The sequence below is a fragment of the Streptomyces sp. CAU 1734 genome, assembly GCF_039888735.1.
Taxonomy (GTDB): Bacteria; Actinomycetota; Actinomycetes; order Streptomycetales; family Streptomycetaceae; genus Streptomyces.
Window position 1 is genome coordinate 52,514 of record NZ_JBDQQP010000013.1, and the last position, 15,555, is coordinate 68,068.

Below are 15,555 nucleotides of genomic sequence, written 5' to 3' on the forward strand. Positions count from 1 at the left end.
CGCCTCAAACTCCCCCAGAGCTTCGCCTGGGAGGTACCCCCAGCGAGGCTGGATTTTGCTTGCTCTTGTTCGCGGGTGCGGTCGGGTGTGGGGGCGGTGTCGCGTCCTCGCCCGCGTCGTTCGGGTCGCCCAGGGTGCGGGTTCTTTCCCGGGGGCTCCGCCCCGGGCCCGGCGCCTCAAACGCCGGCGGGGCTGAATTTGCTTGCTCTTGTTCGCGGGTGCGGTCGGGTGTGGGGGCGGTGTCGCGTCCTCGCCCGCGTTGTTCGGGGTCCCGGAGTGCGGGTCCCTTCCCGGGGCTCCGCCCCGGACCCGGCGCCTCAAACGCCGGCGGGGCTGAATTTGCTCGCCCTCGTTCGCTGGTGCGGGCGAGTGCGTGGGCGGTGTCGCGTCCTCGCCCGTGGTGTTCGGGTCGCCCGGGGTGCGGGGCTCTTCTTGTGCGCGTGGTGCCCTGTGTTGTTCGGGTTGTCCGGGTATTGCCGCCGGCTCTTCCGGGGACGACCCTGCACACCCCCTCCACGGGCGTCGCCCGATAAGCGGCACCCTGCCCCAAGCCGCTTGTTTCCGGTGCGGGAGCGCCCGCCCAGATGCACCCGCCCACTCTGACGCCCATCACCCACCCACCCCCTGGGTGACGTTCCGGACCCGGGTTCCCCGCCTTGTGAAACCGACTCGGAACGCACGGGCACCCTCGTCACCGTCATCACGCACTGGGGTCACTCGCGGAAGGGGGGACGCGCAGGAGCGGTACTGGGGCGTCAAGCGTGATTTGTGGCGCAAACCCGAGTGATCGAAACAAGACCGGGTGCGCGCGCCGTAAATCATGCAGCCCCAGTACCGAACCGGAGCGGCACCCAACCCGCACACACAAGCACCCCACCCGGGGAAACAGGCAACCCGCACACACAAGCCCCGCCGGAGGCAGACGCGCCGGGCCCAGGGCCGAGCCCCGGAAGGGTCAGGTCGGCTGGCCATAGGCGCGGAGGCGCTCGGCCGCCTCGTCCAGGTCCGCACCCGTCAGCAGGCTCGGCGCGAGCCCCGGCACCGAGGACGCCGTCAGCCAGACCCGGCACATCCACTCCAGCTGCGCCGTGCGGTCGTACGCCTGCTCCAGGCTGTCCCCGTACGCGATGGTCCCGTGGTTCCGCAGGAGGCACGCCGTCCGCTCCTCCAGCGCGATGAGCATGTTCTCGGCCAAAGTCCGGGTGCCGTAGAGGGCGTAGGGGGCCACGCGCACCGGCCCGCCCAGCGCCGCGGTCATGTAGTGCACGGGCGGGAGCTCGGAGACCAGGGTGGAGACGGCGGTGGCGTGCACCGCGTGGGTGTGGACGACGGCCCGGGCGCCGGTGTTGCGGTAGACCTCCAGGTGGAGGGGGAGTTCGCTGGTGGGGCCGAGTGTGCCGATGAGCCGGCGGCCGTCGAGGCCGACCGCGACCGTGTCCGCGTCGGTGAGGCGGTCGTAGGGCACCCCGCTCGGGGTGACCAGGACGACCGGGCCGAGCCGGACGGAGACGTTGCCGGAGGTGCCGACCACCAGGCCCTCCGCGGCGGTTCTGCGAGCCGTGGCGACGACCTCGCGCCAGGCTTGTTCGATCGCTTCTCCAGTGGGGTCAGACATCTGTTCGGTCATACTGGAATCCTGTCAGGCGTCGCCCTGCGCGCACAGGGTGCGACCGTGGGCCACAACAGGCAGATATCCCTAAAAGGTGATGGAAGCCACTTTCTGTCGGCTCAGCTCCGCCGAGCCCGTCCGCACAGCCCCTCCGGACGGAAGCGGAAGGAAAAACCCCGCATGGGGACACCCCGAATCCGACCCCAGTTCACCTTCCGTTCACCCAGGTTACTTACGTTCGCCGGGCCACTGACGTCCAAAGATTGCCTGGGTAAATGGAACACATCACGCTGCTGCTCGCGATTGTGATCGTGACGGCTCTCGTGTTCGATTTCACGAACGGTTTCCACGACACCGCCAACGCGATGGCGACGACCATCTCGACCGGCGCGATGAAGCCCAAGTCCGCGGTGGCCATGTCCGCCGTGCTCAACCTCGTCGGCGCGTTTCTCTCGGTGGAGGTCGCCAAGACGATCTCCAGCGGAATCGTCAACGAGTCAGGCATAACACCAGAAGTGATCTTCGCGGCGCTCGTCGGCGCCATCCTCTGGAATCTTCTGACCTGGCTGGTCGGCCTGCCGTCCAGCTCCTCGCACGCCCTCATGGGCGGCCTGATCGGCGCCACGATCGCCTCGGTCGGCGTCAGCGGAGTCAACGGCGGCACCGTCGTCACCAAGGTGCTGATCCCCGCGATCGCCGCCCCCCTGGTCGCCGGCATCGGCGCGTACCTCGCCTCCCGGCTGACCTACAAGCTCGGTCAGAAGACCGATGAGAAGGCCACCGCGAAGGGCTACCGCGCCGGTCAGATTGCCTCGGCCGGTCTGGTCTCGCTGGCGCACGGCACCAATGACGCGCAGAAGACGATGGGCATCATCACGCTGGCCCTGGTCGCCGGCAATGTGCTCGCCCCCGGCTCGAACCCCCCGATGTGGGTCATCGTCTCCGCCGGTGTCGCCATCGCGCTCGGCACCTACCTCGGCGGCTGGCGCATCATCCGCACCATGGGCAAGGGCCTGACCGACCTCCAGCCGCAGCAGGGCTTCGCCGCCCAGACCAGCGCGGCCAGCGTCATCCTCGCCTCCTCCAACCTCGGCTTCTCGCTCTCAACCACGCACTCCTGCTCCGGCGCGGTGATGGGTGCCGGTCTGGGCCGCAAGGGCGGTGTGGTCCGCTGGTCCACCGCCACCCGGATGTTCGTCGCCTGGGGTCTGACCCTCCCGGCCGCCGGTCTGGTGGCCGCGGGCTCCGAGTACGTGACCAAGCAGGGCGACTGGGGCGTCGCCGTCGTCGCCGCCTTCCTGGTCCTGTCGTCCGCCGCGATCTGGATCTACTCCCGCCGCCAGGTGGTCGACCACACCAACGTCAACGAGGTCGACGAGACGGGCGAGCAGCCCGGCGTCGTGACCACCGCCATCGCGGCCGTCACCCCGCCCCCGGCCGGCCAGGTCGCCGTCCACGACGACTTCAAGACCACCATCCCCTCCCCCACGGCCAACGCCTCCGAGAACGGCCCGGCCAGCCCGGCCGCGGTGTAAGGACAGATCCGTATGAAAATCGACTGGGCAGCCCTCGGCTCCGTCTTCGGCGTGAGCCTCGTCGCCACCGTCGCTCTGGTGGGCCTCTTCGTCATGGGCATCATCGGACTGAGCAAGCAGGCCCCGGCCGACGGCCAAGGCGGTTCCTCCGTGGCCCTGGCCCGGACCGGCGCGTACGCCTGCTTCGCGGCCTGCCTGGCCGCGGTGAGCTACGGGATCTACCTGATCGTCACCTGATACGGCGATCCGGCGGCTGAGCGTGTGCGTGTCACACCGCGGCCGCCGTCCGTCCCGGCCGGCGGGCCGGTCACCTTCTGCGGGGGTGACCGGCCCGTTTGTCATTTCCGCCGGTGGGGTGTGGGCCGCAGCACACTGTCCCGCCGCAGGTCAACGGCAGGTTGACGGGTGTTCTCGCCGCGTGGTGGACTGCCCGGGCCATTACGGCGGCAGCAGAGGAAGCCGGTGCAAATCCGGCGCGGTCCCGCCACTGTCACCGGGAGAGATCCCGGAAGCCAGGAACTCTCGCCGCCGATCAGTCGAACCAGGGCGCGGACACCCTGAGTGAGGACACGAAGCCATGCCCGGCCGCGGTTCAGCCCCTGCCCCAGTGACACCCCCGGCATCACGGGCCGCCCGGACCGGAACCGCGGTCTGAGCGGATGCGTGCCGACCGGGTATTCGCGTACGGCGCCACCGCCGGTCTCATCGGCGATCTGCTGCTCGGCGACCCCCGCCGGGGGCATCCGGTCGCCGCGTTCGGCCGGGCCGCCGGCGCCGTCGAACAGGCTCTGTGGCGGGACCACCGGGGCTGGGGCGCACTGCACACCGCCGTCTGCGCGGGCGGTACCGTCGCCGCCGCCGCGCTGCTCGCGCGCGGGGTGCGCCGGAGTCCCGCGCTCTCCGCGGCGCTGACCGCCGGCACCACCTGGACCGTCCTCGGCGGTACGTCGCTGGCCCGCGAGGCCCGCACCATCGGGGCCGCTCTCACCGCCGGTGATGTGACGGCCGCCCGGGCGCGGCTGCCGCATCTGTGCGGGCGCGACCCGCAGTCGCTGGACGAGCGGGGGATCGCGCGCGCCGTGGTCGAGTCCGTCGCCGAGAACACCTCCGACGCCGTCGTGGGCGCCCTGGTGTGGGGGACCCTCGCCGGTGTGCCCGGACTGGCCGGTTTCCGGGCGGTGAACACCCTGGACGCGATGGTGGGGCACAAATCCCCCCGGTACCGGCGATTCGGCTGGGCCTCGGCGCGGCTGGACGATGTCGTGGGATGGCCCGGTGCCCGGCTGACGGCCGGGCTCGCGGTGCTCGCGGGCGGGGACCCGGTGCGGGCCGTACGGGCCTGGCGGGCCGACGCGCACCGCCATCCGAGCCCCAACGCCGGACCGGTGGAGGCGGCCTTCGCGGGCGCCCTGGGCGTACGGCTGGGCGGCACTCTCGCGTACGGCGGCCGGGTCGAGCACCGGCCGGTGCTCCACGGGGAGGGGCGGCCGGTGGAGGCCGCCGACATCGAACGGGCGGTCCGGCTGTCGCGGCGGGTGAGTGTGCTGGCGCTGGGCGCCGGTCTCGCGGGACGGCTGCTGTGGCGGCGTGTGGTGCGGACCGACAGGGAAGGGAAGTGACCCGGTGAACGGGCGCGGACGGGGCGGCGGGCTGCTGGTCGCCGGTACGACATCCGATGCGGGCAAGAGCGTGGTCACCGCCGGGATCTGCCGCTGGCTGGTGCGGCGCGGGGTGAAGGTGGCCCCCTTCAAGGGGCAGAACATGTCCCTCAATTCCTTTGTGACCCGGGAGGGCGCGGAGATCGGCCGGGCGCAGGCGATGCAGGCGCAGGCCGCCCGGGCCGAGCCGAGCGCGCTGATGAATCCGGTGCTGCTGAAGCCCGGCGGTGACCGCAGCAGCCAGGTGGTCCTCATGGGCAAGCCGGTGGGTGAGCTGAGTGCGCGCGGCTACCACGGCGGACGCCAGGAGGCCCTGCTCTCCACGGTGGTGGGGTGTCTGGAGGAGCTGCTGAGCACCCATGACGCCGTGATCTGCGAGGGCGCGGGCAGTCCGGCCGAGATCAATCTGCGGCGGACCGACATCGTGAACATGGGTGTCGCACGGGCCGCGCGGCTCCCGGTGCTGGTGGTCGGCGACATCGACCGGGGCGGTGTCTTCGCCTCCTTCTTCGGCACCACGGCGCTGCTGAGCGCCGAGGACCAGAGCCTGGTGGCGGGGTATCTGGTCAATAAATTCCGGGGCGATGTCTCGCTGCTGGAGCCCGGCCTGGACATGCTCGAAGGGCTCACCGGGCGGCGGACCTACGGGGTGCTGCCGTACGCGGGCGGGCTCGGCATCGACGAGGAGGACGGGCTGCGGGTCTCGCTGCGGGGTGCCGTGCGGGAGTCCGCCGTGACGGCTCCGGTCGGTGAGGACGTACTGCGGGTCGCGGTGTGCGCGGTGCCGCTGATGTCCAACTTCACGGATGTGGACGCGTTGGCGGCCGAGCCGGGGGTGATCGTGCGCTTCGTGGACCGACCGGAGGAGCTGGCGGACGCGGATCTGGTGATCGTGCCGGGAACCCGGGGCACGGTACGGGCGTTGGAGTGGCTGAGGGAGCGGGGGCTGGCGCGGGAGTTGGCGCGCAGGGGGGCCGAGGGGCGGCCGGTGCTGGGGATTTGCGGTGGGTTCCAGATGCTGGGTGAACACATCGAGGACGAGGTCGAGTCGCGGGCGGGCTCCGTGGCGGGGCTCGGGCTGCTGCCCGTGCGGGTGCGGTTCGCGGCGGGCAAGACACTCGCGAGGCCGGTGGGCACGGCGCTGGGCGAGCGGGTGGAGGGGTATGAGATCCACCATGGCGTCGCGGAGGTTCTGGGCGGGGAGGCGTTTCTGGACGGCTGCCGGGTCGGGGAGGTGTGGGGCACCCACTGGCACGGTTCGCTGGAGAGCGACGGCTTCCGGCGGGCGTTTCTGCGGCGGGTGGCGAGCGCCGCGGGGCGGCGTTTCACGCCCGCTCCCGACACCTCCTTCGCGGCGCTGCGCGAGGAGCAGCTGGACCGGCTCGGCGATCTCGTGGAGGAGCACGCGGACACGGACGCGCTCTGGCGGCTGATCGAGGGCGGGGCGCCCGCGGGGCTTCCCTTCATCGCTCCGGGCGCGCCCCCGGATCCTCGTACGGCGGGGGATGCCGGTGTGCCCGCGGGGATTCCGGCAAAAGCCGTCGGAGTGTCCGGAGCACCGGAATCCGGCGGGTTCCGCGCGAACGACGAACACAGCGAACACAGCGAGTGCGGCGGGCGCGGAGCGCACGACGAGCGCGACGAGCACGACAAGCACGGAGCGCACACGGAACACGGAGCACCCGCGTGAGCACCGCGACCGCGCCGCCGGCCGCGGGCCGTTCGCGCGGCCGGGCGGGCCGCCCGGCCGTCTCCGGCCCTGTCCTGCCCCTGGTTCCGGGCACCTTTCTCGGAGGAGTGATCCATCCATGAGCACGCCCTATCCGTTCACGGCCCTTGTCGGCCAGGACGATCTGCGGCTGGCGCTGCTGCTGAACGCGGTCTCGCCGCGGGTCGGCGGAGTCCTGGTGCGCGGTGAGAAGGGGACCGCGAAGTCGACCGCCGTACGGGCGCTGGCGGCGCTGATACCGGAGGTGCCGGTGGTCTCCGGCTGCCGGTTCTCCTGTGATCCGTCGGCTCCCGATCCGGGCTGCCCCGACGGTCCGCACGAGGTGCTGCCGGCCGGACCCTCCGGGGCGGGGGGCGCGGGCGCGCGGCCCGCGCGGATGGTGGAGCTGCCCGTCGGAGCCTCCGAGGACCGGCTGGTGGGGGCGCTCGACATCGAGCGGGCGCTGGCCGAGGGCGTGAAGGCGTTCGAGCCGGGGCTGCTCGCCGACGCCCATCGCGGAATCCTCTATGTCGACGAGGTGAATCTCCTCCACGACCATCTGGTGGACGTGCTGCTGGACGCCGCCGCCATGGGCGCCTCCTATGTGGAGCGCGAGGGTGTCTCGGTCCGGCATGCCGCGCGTTTCCTGCTGGTCGGGACGATGAATCCGGAGGAGGGCGAGCTCCGTCCGCAGCTCCTCGACCGGTTCGGGCTGACGGTGGAGGTCGCCGCGTCGCGCGATCCCGAGCTGCGGGTGGAGGTGGTCCGGCGGAGGCTGGCGTACGACGACGACCCGGCCGGCTTCGCGGCGCGCTGGGCCGGTGAGGAGGACGCGCTGCGGGCGCGGATCGTGGCCGCGCGGGCGCTGCTGCCCTCGGTGGTGCTCGGTGACGGCGCGCTGCGGCAGATCGCGGCGACCTGCTCGGCGTTCGAGGTGGACGGCATGCGTGCCGACATCGTGATGGCGCGCACGGCGACGGCGCTGGCCGCCTGGGCGGGGCGGGCGGAGGTGCTGCCCGAGGATGTGCGGCGGGCGGCGCTGCTGGCCCTGCCGCACCGGAGGCGGCGCAATCCCTTCGACGCGCCCGGCCTGGACGAGGACAAGCTGGACGACACCCTGCGGGAGTTCGGGGAGGACGACCCGGATCCGGACCCGGACCCCGGTGCGGGGCCGGACGGTCCGGGTGACGGCGGCGGTGGCGGTGGCGGGCAGCCGGCCGAGGACGGCCCCGGGGAGAGCCGGGCGCGGGACGACGGTGCCGGCGCCGGGGCGGAGCCCGGCACGGGCGGCGAGCCGGGCGGTGCCGGCGGCGGTGAGCAGCGGGCGGTCCGGGCGGGCGAGCCGTTCCGCACGAAGATGCTGAGCGTCCCCGGCTTCGGGGAGGGCGCGGCGGGCCGCCGGTCCCCCGCCCGGGCCGAGCACGGGCGCACCACCGGTTCGCGCCGTCCCCGGGGGGCTCTCACCAAGCTCCATCTGGCGGCGACGGTGCATGCCGCCGCCCCCCATCAGCGGGCGCGGGGGCGCGGCGGGCGCGGTCTGGTGGTGCGGCGCGATGATCTGCGGCAGGCGGTCCGGGAGGGCCGGGAGTCCAATCTGGTGCTCTTCGTGGTGGACGCCTCGGGGTCGATGGCGGCCCGGCAGCGGATGACGGCGGTCAAGGGCGCGGTGCTCTCGCTGCTGCTCGACGCCTATCAGCGCCGGGACAAGGTCGGTCTGGTGACCTTCCGCGGCAAGGAGGCGGAGGTCGCGCTGCCGCCGACCTCCTCGGTCGACACGGCCGCCGCCCGGCTCGATCTGCTGCCCACCGGCGGGCGCACCCCGCTGGCGGCCGGGCTGCTCAAGGCCCATGACGTCCTGCGGGTGGAGCGCATGCGCGATCCCGCGCGCCGTCCGCTGCTGGTCGTGGTGACCGACGGCCGGGCGACGGGCGGGCCCGAGCCCACCGCGCTGGCGTCCCGCGCCGCCCGGCTGCATGCGGCCGACGGCACCGCGTCGGTGGTCGTGGACTGCGAGTCCGGCCTCGTACGGCTGGGGCTCGCGGGCGCGCTCGCGGCCGAGCTGCGGGGCACCGCGGTCACCCTCGACGAGCTGCGGTCCGACGCGATCGCCGGGCTGGTACGGGGCGTTCAGTCCACCCAATCGGTCAGGAGGGCCGCGTAATGCCACAGGGACAGCCGTCCGTCGTACCGGACGACGGACTCACGACGCGCCAGCGGCGGAACCGTCCGCTGGTCTTCGTCCACACGGGCACCGGCAAGGGGAAGTCGACGGCCGCGTTCGGGCTGGCGCTGCGGGCCTGGAATCAGGGCTGGCCCGTCGGGGTGTTCCAGTTCGTGAAGTCGGCGAAGTGGAAGGTCGGCGAGGAGAACGCGCTGAAGGTGCTGGGGGCGTCCGGCGAGGGCGGCCGGGTGGAGTGGCACAAGATGGGCGAGGGCTGGTCCTGGGTCCAGCGCGACCGGCAGTTCAGCAACGAGGAGGCGGCCCGGGAGGGCTGGGAGCAGGTCAAGCGGGATCTGGCCGCGGAGGCGTACCGCCTCTATGTCCTCGACGAGTTCACCTACGCGCTGCACTGGGGCTGGGTGGACACCGCCGAGGTGATCTCGGTGCTGCGGGACCGTCCGGGCAATCAGCATGTGGCGATCACCGGGCGCAACGCCCCCGCCGAGCTGCTCGACTTCGCCGATCTGGTGACCGAGATGACCAAGGTCAAGCACCCGATGGACACGGGTCAGAAGGGCCAGCGGGGCATCGAGTGGTAGCACGTCTCGTCATCGCCGCACCGTCGTCGGGGAGCGGCAAGACCACCGTGGCGACGGGCCTGATGGCCGCCTTCGCCGCGTCGGGTCTCGCCGTCTCCCCGCACAAGGTGGGCCCCGACTACATCGATCCCGGCTATCACGCGCTCGCGGCCGGCCGGCCCGGCCGGAATCTGGACGCCTATCTCTGTGGTCCGGAGCTGATGGCCCCGCTGTTCGCGCATGGTGCGGCGGGGTGCGACGTGGCCGTGGTGGAGGGGGTGATGGGGCTCTACGACGGGGCCGCCCGCCAGGGCGAGCTGGCCTCCACCGCGCATGTCGCCAAGCTGCTGCGGGCGCCGGTGGTGCTGGTGGTGGACGCCTCCTCGCAGTCGCGGTCGGTGGCGGCGCTGGTGCACGGCTTCGTCTCCTGGGATCCGGAGGTGCGGATCGGGGGCGTGATCCTCAACAAGGTGGGCTCCGAGTGGCACGAGGAGCTGCTGCGGGAGGCGCTGGAGAGTGTGGGGGTGCCGGTGCTGGGGGTGCTGCGGCGCGGTGCCTCGGTCGCCACGCCCTCCCGGCATCTGGGGCTCGTACCGGTCGCCGAGCGGCGGCCGGACGCGGTGGAGTCCGTCGGGGCGATGGCGGAGCTGGTGCGGCAGGGGTGTGATCTGGCCGGGCTGCTGGCGCTGGCCCGCTCGGCGCCGGCGATCGGGGCGGCCGCGTGGGACGCCGCGGGTGCCGTGGGTGCCGTGGACGCTCCCCCGGCGGGCGTTGTGGAGCGGCCGGTGGTCGCGGTCGCCGGCGGGCCCGCGTTCACCTTCTCCTACGCGGAGCACGCCGAGCTCCTCGCCGCGGCCGGTGCCGAGGTCGTCGCCTTCGACCCGCTGCGGGACGAGGCGCTGCCCGAGGGGACCCGGGGGCTGGTCATAGGCGGCGGATTCCCGGAGATGTACGCACCGGAGCTCTCCGCCAACGAGTCGCTGCGCAAGACGGTGGCCGAACTCGCCCGCGCGGGCGCGCCGGTCGCGGCGGAGTGCGCGGGGCTGCTCTATCTCGCGCGTTCGCTGGACGGGCGGCCCATGTGCGGGGTCCTGGACACCGACGCGCGGATGGGTGAGCGGCTGACTCTCGGCTACCGCGACGCCGTGGCCCTCGCGGACAGCTGTCTCGCCGTGGCCGGGACCCGGCTGCGCGGGCACGAGTTCCACCGGACCGTCACGGAGCCGGGCGCCGGGCCGTCTCCCGCCTGGGGGGTGTCCAGGCCGGTGCGGCGGGTCGAGGGATTCGTCCAGGGGGGTGTGCATGCGAGCTATCTGCACACGCACTGGGCGGCGGAGCCCTCGGTCGCGCGGCGGTTCGTGGCGGAGTGCCGGCGGTGAGCGCGGATGCGCGGCGCGTGGGGGTGCGGGCGCCGGGGGTCACCCGGCGATGCCGACGGCCAGCCAGATGAAGCCCACTCCGGCGGCGGTGCAGAGCAGGGTGGAGCGGGCGGGGTGGGTGTGGTGGGCCTCGGGCAGGATCTCGGCGGCGGCGAGGTAGAGCAGCGCGCCGCCGAAGAAGCCGAGGTAGCTGCCGAGGAGTTCCAGCGGGATGGTGAAGAGCAGCGTCGAGGCGGCGCCGACGACGGGGGCGAAGGCGTCGGCGACGAGCATCGCGATCGCCTTGCGGCGGGTGTTCCCGTAGACGCTGGTGAGGGTGTAGGTGTTGAAGCCGTCCGCGAAGTCATGGGCGATCACCGCGAGGGCCACCGTCAGGCCCATGGCCTCTCCGACCTGGAAGGCGGCGCCGATGGCGATGCCGTCCAGCAGGCTGTGGCCGACCATCGCCGCCGCGGCGGTGAGGCCGACCTGGGGTGTTCTCCCGTCGACACCGAGGGGCCGGCCGGGCGCGGCCGGCCCGGCGCGGCCGGCCTGGTCCGGCGGATCCGGCGGATCCGGGTGCTCCGCGCGGGACGGGGCGGTGTCGCGCGCGCCGCGGGACGGTGCGGAGGTGCCCGTGCCGCGGGACGGGGCGGTGTCGCGCGCGCCGTGGGCGGCCAGGCGGGCGGCGAGCAGGCGTTCCACCATGTGCGCGGTGAGAAAGCCGCCGACGAAGAGCAGCAGCGCCTGCGGTACGCCGAACACCTCGTCGCCCGCCGCCGCGAGTGCTTCGGGCAGCAGATCGAGGCCGACCACGCCGAGCATCAGCCCGCCCGCGAGGCCGAGCACCAGGTGACGGCGGTCGGTGACGCGCTGCGCCGTCCAGCCGCCGAACAGCGTCATGAGGAACGCGCCGAGCGCGACGAAGACCGCCATGCGCCCTTGGTAGCCGACTGAGCCGTCGTTCCTCCCCTCGAAACCCGCTCCGATCACCCGAATGCCCCGAGAGGACACTTGTTCATGGCCGAGCGCGAGCCCTGTGCCGCCGAGGGCGGGCCGGTGCTGCGGGTCACCGACCGGGTCGTCGCACCGGGCGGGCCCGGGGTGGTGCTGCGACCGCCGTCGCTCGTCATCGGGGTGGGCGCGTCGCGCGGAGTGCCGGCGGAGGAGGTGCTGGGGCTGATCGCGGAGGCGCTCCGGGAGGGCGGGCTCTCGCCGCTGTGCGTCGCCGCGCTGGCGACCGCCGACGCGAAGGCGGCGGAGCCGGGGATCGTGGCGGCGGCGCGGCGGCTGGGGGTGCCCCTGGTGACCCATCCGCCGGAGCGGCTGGCCGCCGTCCCCGTACCGCATCCGTCCGCCGCGCCGCTGGCCGCGGTGGGTACGCCATCGGTGGCGGAGGCGGCGGCGCTCGCGGGCGGTGGTGAACTGCTGGTGCCGAAGCGCAAGTCGCGCCCCGTGGGCCGGCCGGCGATGGCGACCTGCGCGGTGGTGCGCCGGGCTCCCCCGGAATGGCTCGTACCGGTGGGTCCCGGGACCGGGCTGGACGACCGGGAGGCCGGGGCGGCGGCGGGGCCGGTACGGGCCGGCTCGCGCGCGGACGGTTCAAGCCGTCCGCCCGGAATGGCCGGAGTGGATCCGGCGGCGGTGGACATGATGACCGTCGTGATGGTCGGCAGCACGGCCACCCGCACCAGCGCGGGCCACGTGGGGATCCCTCGCGGCAGGCGGTGGCGGGCGTGAATCAGCACGCCTCGGAAGCGGGCCGGGCCCATACGGGTGGATGCGGGGCCGGCGTGCGCCTGCCCGCACCCGGCTTCGCCCACCGGGCCGTTCATGTCCCGATGCCGTCGTCCCGGCTGCCGCCGCAGCAGCCGCCGGGTCGCTCTCGTAGTTCAGTTTCGGCCATAATTCGGCCGTCGGTGGTCTCATCCGCCGTCGTGGCCGCCGTCACCGTCGACGGCGGGTCCGCCATCGGTACCGGCGGTGCCGCCACGGGTCCGGCGGGTCCGTGGGGTCCGTGGGGCGAACGCCCCGGGAACCGGGGGGCGGTGGCGGGGGAACCCGCCGGCCCCGCCCCTTCCGGCGGAGACCGCGACGGCCGGAACGGCTACCGGGAAGCCGGCGCCGACGGCCGGGATCCCCGTGCCGGTACCGGTACCGACGGGTTCACCGGGTCCGGTGCGCTCGCGGCGGTCCGTCCCGAGAGCGGCCGTCCACCGCCGGCGCCCCCTCAGCGCCGGATGTCCCCGCCGTCGCGGCGCCGGCCCGCCCGCAGCACCCCACCTCAAGGAGAACGCGTGACCCCCCAGCCCGCCGCCCCGCCGGTCACCGGCCAGGGCGCCCGTGCCGATGCGGGAACCCCCGCGTCCCGCGATTCCGTACGGGAACCGGGGCATCGCCCCCCGGGGCCGCCGGCGACCGGGTGCGCGCGCCGCCGCCCGGACGGCCCGGACGGTCTCCACGGACGGATCCGGGCACACGGCCACCACCACCGCCACGGCAGCCATGTACACGCGTACTGACGAGTCGTCCGACCCGCGCGATCCGCGGGACACCCATGATCTGCGGCACCACGGTGACGCGGAGATGCGTGACGCTCCCGGGAATCTGACCGATCTGGCGGTCAATGTCCGTGCGGGCACTCCCCCGGAGTGGCTGCGCGAGCACATCGCCGGTTCGCTGGGGTCGCTGGCGGCGTACCCGGACGGGCGGTCGGCGCGGGCTGCGGTCGCGGCCCGGCACGGGCTTCCGCTGGGGCGGGTGCTGCTGACCGCGGGTGCGGCGGAGGCGTTCGTCCTGCTGGCCCGCGCGCTGCCGGTCCGGCATCCGCTGGTCGTGCACCCGCAGTTCACCGAGCCGGAGTCGGCCCTGCGGGACGCCGGCCACACGGTGCACCGGCTGCTGCTGCGCGAGGAGAACGGCTTCCGGCTCGATCCGGCCGCCGTGCCCGAGAGTGCCGACCTGGTGATGATCGGCAATCCGACCAACCCGACGTCGGTGCTCCATCCCGCGGCGGACATCGCCTCTCTGGCCCGCCCCGGCCGGGTGCTGGTGGTGGACGAGGCGTTCATGGACGGCGTCCCGGACGAGACGGAGACCCTGGCCGGCCGGACGGATGTGCCCGGCCTGGTGGTGCTGCGGAGCCTCACCAAGACCTGGGGCCTCGCGGGACTGCGGATCGGCTACGTCCTGGCCGCCCCCGAGACGATCGCGCTGCTCGAACGGGCCCAGCCGCTGTGGCCGGTCTCCTCGCCCGCGCTCGCCGCGGCCGAGGTGTGCGTCGATCCGGCCGCGCTGAAGGAGGCCGCGCAGGCGGCCCAGTCGATCGCGGCGGAACGGGCCCATCTGCTCGCCGGACTGGCGGAGTTCGACGAGGTACGGGTCGTGGCGGCGGCCGAGGCGTGTTTCGTCCTCGTCCATGTGCGCCGGGGCGCCGAGGTCCGGGAGCGGCTGCGCTCACTCGGTTTCGCCGTCCGGCGCGGCGACACCTTCCCGGGCCTGGGCCCCGGCTGGCTGCGGATCGCGGTACGCGACAGGGCGACGACCAATCGTTTCCTCCAGGCGATGGATCAGGCCCTGACGATGGTGGGCGAGTAGCCCGGCGCGGACCGTCCCGGGCCCGGACCACCGGACCCCGGGACGGGCCGGTCCAGCCCCTCCGGCGATTGAGGAGCGGGGTCCGGGGCGGCGCCCCGCCCACGGCTCGCGCACCCGGGGCAACACCCGCACACCGGGACCCCCGCCGGGCCTCCCGCCGCACCCGCCCCGCTCAGCCGCGCCCCCGCGCCCCCCGCCGCCGGCGGGTCAGCAGCAGCGCCCCCGCACCCGCCGCGAGAAGCACCGCCGCGCCCCCGGCCACATAAGGCGTCGTGGAGCTGCCGCCGGTCTCCGCGAGGTTCACGGACTCGCCCTTCGGCTCATGCTTCACCGGCGGCTTCTGCTCCTGTTCCTGCTCGGCCGGCGGCTTCACCGCCGCCGCGGGCGACTCGCAGGCCGCCCGGACCAGGGTGACCGTGCCCTTCACATCAGCGACATTGAGAGCGAGCGGGTTCACCGACACCTTCAGCTCCAGGGCCGTCGCCGCGGCCGTCCTGCTCGTGGTGCGGGTGCGGGACAGATCGAGCGAGACCTCGCCGACACCGGGGACGGTGACCCGGCTCGGCCCGCCGGCGGAGAGCGTGACCGTCTTGCCGAGGACCTTCACATGGCCGAGCAGATTCGATTCGGCCGCGGGCTTGCGGCCCGCCGGGCAGCTCGCCCTGGAGGTGACCTGCTCGACCTCGATCAGCGAGAGCAGCGGCAGCCCCGGCACATGGACCCGGGCGCGTACGAGCCGGGCGAAGCCCTCGGCCCGCTTCTTGTCCGCGGTCGCCCTCGAGGTGGCGGCGTCCGCCCGCAGAATCTGTACCGGCCTGCCCCCGCCGACTCCGTCGAGCCGCACGCTCAGCGCGGTCCGCGACGCGCTCGCGGGCGCCCGGACCTCGTTGAGGGAGGCGGCGAGCGGGACCCGGAGGGTCTTGTCGAGCAGGGAGACATCGAGTCCCGTGCGGAGCACGACCGCGCTCGCCCCGCCCTGGGCACCGCCGGGGCCGGCCTGCGCCGGTCCGGCCAGCGCGACGGGCGTCGCGGCCAGGGCGACCGCGGCCGTGACGGCGGCACAGCGGCGGGCGGGCATACGGAAGGTGTTGCTGTTCACGGTGGTGGAACCCCCACAAGAGGCATGGCGTCGCCACCCCGCTCCACAGGGACCGTGGGCGGTGGCGACCGGGACACCGGAATCTTTACGCACTGAGAGTGAACCGGCGGACACCTGGCGTCAGTTCACTCCAACGGGGGGTTTTCGCGACCGCATTCGATTCCCGGGGTACGCGTGTTCCCGGACCGCCCGGGAAACGCGCCGTCCGGGCAGCGGAAGGATCAGTTCAACGAGGACCCGGGCGCGAGGTAA

General features: G+C 73.8%; 11 protein-coding genes, 1 pseudogene and 1 riboswitch. Of the genes and pseudogenes, 9 read left to right on the forward strand and 3 right to left on the reverse strand.

The window, feature by feature from the left end; genetic code table 11:
* Window positions 1-955 precede the first annotated feature (955 nt).
* Window positions 956-1,615, reverse strand: a complete 660-nt coding sequence (locus AAFN69_RS24705; RefSeq protein ID WP_347730923.1) for a class II aldolase/adducin family protein — start codon at window positions 1,613-1,615, stop codon at window positions 956-958.
* A gap of 269 nt (window positions 1,616-1,884) precedes the next feature.
* Between AAFN69_RS24705 and AAFN69_RS24710 the strand changes: the two genes are divergently transcribed.
* The 7 genes from AAFN69_RS24710 (at window position 1,885) to AAFN69_RS24740 (ending at window position 10,628) form a co-directional block, all read left to right on the forward strand.
* Window positions 1,885-3,144 carry an inorganic phosphate transporter gene (locus AAFN69_RS24710; RefSeq protein WP_347730924.1) on the forward strand — a complete coding sequence of 420 codons (1,260 nt, stop codon included), beginning with the start codon at window positions 1,885-1,887 and terminating at the stop codon, window positions 3,142-3,144.
* 12 nt (window positions 3,145-3,156) lie between these two features.
* Entirely contained in the window at window positions 3,157-3,381 is a 225-nt protein-coding gene (locus AAFN69_RS24715) for a hypothetical protein (RefSeq protein WP_347730925.1), read from the forward strand.
* Window positions 3,382-3,548: 167 nt separating this feature from the next.
* Window positions 3,549-3,687, forward strand: a riboswitch (cobalamin riboswitch).
* 116 nt (window positions 3,688-3,803) lie between these two features.
* Window positions 3,804-4,763, forward strand: a complete 960-nt coding sequence (locus tag AAFN69_RS24720) for a cobalamin biosynthesis protein (RefSeq protein WP_347730926.1) — start codon at window positions 3,804-3,806, stop codon at window positions 4,761-4,763.
* A 4-nt stretch (window positions 4,764-4,767) separates the two neighbouring features.
* Complete coding sequence (locus tag AAFN69_RS24725; protein ID WP_347730927.1) at window positions 4,768-6,492, forward strand: cobyric acid synthase; 1,725 nt, start codon at window positions 4,768-4,770, stop codon at window positions 6,490-6,492.
* A gap of 118 nt (window positions 6,493-6,610) precedes the next feature.
* Window positions 6,611-8,671: a putative cobaltochelatase gene (locus tag AAFN69_RS24730; RefSeq protein WP_347730928.1), complete on the forward strand. Its 2,061-nt coding sequence runs from the start codon at window positions 6,611-6,613 to the stop codon at window positions 8,669-8,671.
* Entirely contained in the window at window positions 8,671-9,270 is a 600-nt protein-coding gene (cobO, locus tag AAFN69_RS24735) for a cob(I)yrinic acid a,c-diamide adenosyltransferase (protein WP_347730929.1), read from the forward strand. The genes AAFN69_RS24730 and cobO overlap by 1 nt, the downstream gene beginning before the upstream one ends.
* Complete coding sequence (locus AAFN69_RS24740; protein WP_347730930.1) at window positions 9,264-10,628, forward strand: cobyrinate a,c-diamide synthase; 1,365 nt, start codon at window positions 9,264-9,266, stop codon at window positions 10,626-10,628. Before cobO ends, AAFN69_RS24740 begins: the two co-directional genes overlap by 7 nt.
* A 39-nt stretch (window positions 10,629-10,667) precedes the next feature.
* Here AAFN69_RS24740 and AAFN69_RS24745 read toward each other — a convergent pair whose 3' ends face one another.
* Window positions 10,668-11,543 (reverse strand): ZIP family metal transporter, encoded by an 876-nt coding sequence (locus tag AAFN69_RS24745; RefSeq protein ID WP_347730931.1) that lies wholly within the window; start codon window positions 11,541-11,543, stop codon window positions 10,668-10,670.
* A gap of 126 nt (window positions 11,544-11,669) precedes the next feature.
* Between AAFN69_RS24745 and AAFN69_RS24750 the strand changes: the two are divergent.
* Both AAFN69_RS24750 and cobC read left to right on the forward strand, forming a co-directional pair.
* A pseudogene (locus AAFN69_RS24750) lies at window positions 11,670-12,104 on the forward strand (cobalamin biosynthesis protein); the annotation flags it as partial.
* A gap of 1,008 nt (window positions 12,105-13,112) precedes the next feature.
* The gene (gene cobC, locus AAFN69_RS24755; protein ID WP_347730932.1) at window positions 13,113-14,204 is read left to right on the forward strand and encodes an Rv2231c family pyridoxal phosphate-dependent protein CobC; all 1,092 of its coding nucleotides are present in this window, start codon (window positions 13,113-13,115) and stop codon (window positions 14,202-14,204) included.
* A 172-nt stretch (window positions 14,205-14,376) separates the two neighbouring features.
* Here cobC and AAFN69_RS24760 read toward each other — a convergent pair whose 3' ends face one another.
* The gene (locus AAFN69_RS24760; RefSeq protein WP_347730933.1) at window positions 14,377-15,303 is read right to left on the reverse strand and encodes an SCO1860 family LAETG-anchored protein; all 927 of its coding nucleotides are present in this window, start codon (window positions 15,301-15,303) and stop codon (window positions 14,377-14,379) included.
* Window positions 15,304-15,555: the final 252 nt, after the last annotated feature.